The organism is Vibrio sp. RM-41-2B, from assembly GCF_024744415.1.
In the GTDB taxonomy this organism is placed as follows: domain Bacteria; phylum Pseudomonadota; class Gammaproteobacteria; order Enterobacterales; family Vibrionaceae; genus Vibrio; species Vibrio diabolicus.
Window position 1 is genome coordinate 1 of the sequence record NZ_JAMQWD010000022.1, and the last position, 2353, is coordinate 2353.

3 protein-coding genes are annotated in these 2353 nt (G+C 39.7%); all 3 read left to right on the plus strand.

Annotated elements, in window-relative coordinates:
* Positions 1-16: 16 nt before the first annotated feature.
* A complete protein-coding gene (locus NB463_RS15250; RefSeq protein WP_258431506.1) occupies positions 17-676 on the plus strand; it encodes a hypothetical protein in 660 nt (219 codons plus the stop codon).
* Between the two features lie 222 nt (positions 677-898).
* Positions 899-1378, plus strand: coding sequence for a type VI secretion system amidase effector protein Tae4 (locus NB463_RS15255; RefSeq protein ID WP_025537003.1), 480 nt, complete (start codon positions 899-901; stop codon positions 1376-1378).
* Positions 1360-1725 carry a T6SS amidase immunity protein Tai4 family protein gene (locus NB463_RS15260; protein WP_054577359.1) on the plus strand — a complete coding sequence of 122 codons (366 nt, stop codon included), beginning with the start codon at positions 1360-1362 and terminating at the stop codon, positions 1723-1725. Before NB463_RS15255 ends, NB463_RS15260 begins: the two co-directional genes overlap by 19 nt.
* Positions 1726-2353: the final 628 nt, after the last annotated feature.

Below are 2353 nucleotides of genomic sequence, written 5' to 3' on the forward strand. Positions count from 1 at the left end.
CAGCTAGGAGGTTTCCTTGAGTTTAGAAGAAAAAGTTAATTTAATTAATGAAGGTGTCAGTCTTAGCAACGTAAGTTATATCATTGTTTTTATAGTGACGGTTGTATCTGGTTTTATTGGGGCATTTTGCTCATCTTATGCAAAAACAAAGGGTAAGCACTTAGCCACTAGAGAAGATATTGATAAGCTTTATGTTCAGACACAAAAGTTAACTCGGGCAACAGAATTAGTTAAACAACAAGTTGCGAACGATTCGCGAATAGAAAGTAAAAAATGGGAAATTAAGCTCGATATATACAAAGAAATCTTAGAAGCATTATCAACATGGCGGACGATCATCGACCAAATGGTTCGAGATTTATTTAATAACGACGGCTCCTTCAAAGATACTGTTAAGACAGATATAGTTAATGAGCGCGTTAGTCGCATGTCTCAGGTTTTTGAGAATATAGCTAAAATTGAAGCAATGTCTGAATTGGTACTAAATGCCGATCAGGTTAACAAAGTGAGGGCTATCCGGCAGGAAGCAAACTCAGGCACTGAGGTGGATGACATCAAGGAGTCTTTCGAACGCGCGATAAAAAATATAAAAGAACTAGAAGCGGAAATAGGTTTGCAAGCTAAGGAAGAGCTGTTTGGCAACGCTGCTAACAAACAATTTAAGAGCGATTCGTAACGCATAGCATTTTTGCTATGTCTTGTGTTTAGTGTTTAAGGCGCAATGCGGAAGCACTGACATTGCGTTACTCACGCCTTAATTGGGCGTTATAACTCTTTTGTCAGTTTCATTGTTACACCTTTGATCTTGAAGAGCCTCAAGAACAATTAACTTGTTGTTAGTATGGTTGCTTATTTTGTGAGACCTTTTCGTTCAAACAATTGATGGGGAGGTTTTTAAGTGGCAGCACGTCCTAGCTTACTAAAAATGAAAGTGGCTTTTGCAAAGGTTAACCGAGATGTATCGGACGTTGGTACAATAATTGGTGGTAAAGTGAATCACAATATCAATGTGCTAACACCAGAGCAGGGCCGTTTTGAAAATGCATGTGCAATTCGGATGTCATATGCACTTAATTATGCTGGTTTTAAGGTTCCTTACATTAAAAATAAAACTGTATCTGGTGGACAGGGAAATTGGTATATCTACAGAGTCAGGGATTTGATCAGCTTCTTGCATCAAAAGTTTGGTGATCCTGAGGTTGTAATTGAAAATCCTAACGCGAATAAGTTGGCTGACTACAAAGGTATATTGGTCGTTGATGTGGATACTTGGCTAGATGCATCAGGGCATGCAAGTATTTGGACTGGCTCAAGATGTACGGATAGTTGTTACTTCCCACAAGCAAAGAAGGCGTACTTATGGAAACTAGAAGATTAGTCAGCACTATATTTGTTGCAACTTTTAGCGTGGGATTAAGCGCAAGTCCATTGAGCACTCAAAGTGATGAGCAGTTGTTTAAAAAATATGCGCTTTCTTCTTGTATTGCGACTTATTACAAGGGCTCCGATGTGGCCAAAGATGCGGTAACGGCAATGCAAGGCTACAGAGAGTTTTCTAATTTGCCTTTGGATGCATTTTTTGAGCTCAGTGAATTATTGAGCAATGAGAATATTGACTCTTATAAATCAAAAAGTGGTAGTGCAATAGAATTGGCATATTGTTTAGACTTCGCGAACTCAGAAGACGTTCATAAGCTATTGACTAAGGCAAAATCAGAGTTATAACAAACTGTTTAAGAGTGATTCGCAACGCTTGGCAGTTTCGCTTCGCTCAAGTATAGCCAAGCGCCGCTCACACCTTAATGCGGCGTTAGTACGGGGTTGGCATCAAAAGTTAAAAGTTTTGGTGTTTATTGGTTTCGCGTTCTAGCCTTACACCGTATCAAATGTGCCTTTCACGTTCTTTCCGGTGGCACTATATGAGTTGTGCTCGCTTTGATTTTTCCGTTTACGGTTTCTAACTTTCGGGCTATTTCTCTGGTGAGGCTTCTTTGGTGTTGAGAAACTTTCGTCAAAAACGAGTTTCTTTGGCGCGGTTGTTTAGTTCGAAGCCCGTATTCTTTGCTAATTTGAAAACGGTGAATATAGGTCAGTTAAGCAAGTTTTTCTTCTAGCCAGCTTACGTTTTGAGATTGAGTTCTAGTTTGGCAGTTACCCCTTTAGCTTCAGGGTTTCAAGCCATAAGTTTCGTGCTATATTTCAATGTCTTGGTGCAAACCAACAGGTTTTAAAGCAGCGTACTAACAAACAATTTAAGAGTGATTCGGCACGCGTGGCATTTTTACTATGCGTTGGTTTTGGTGATTAAGGTGGTATTCGGCAGCATCGGTATTGCGCGCCTCACACCTTAATT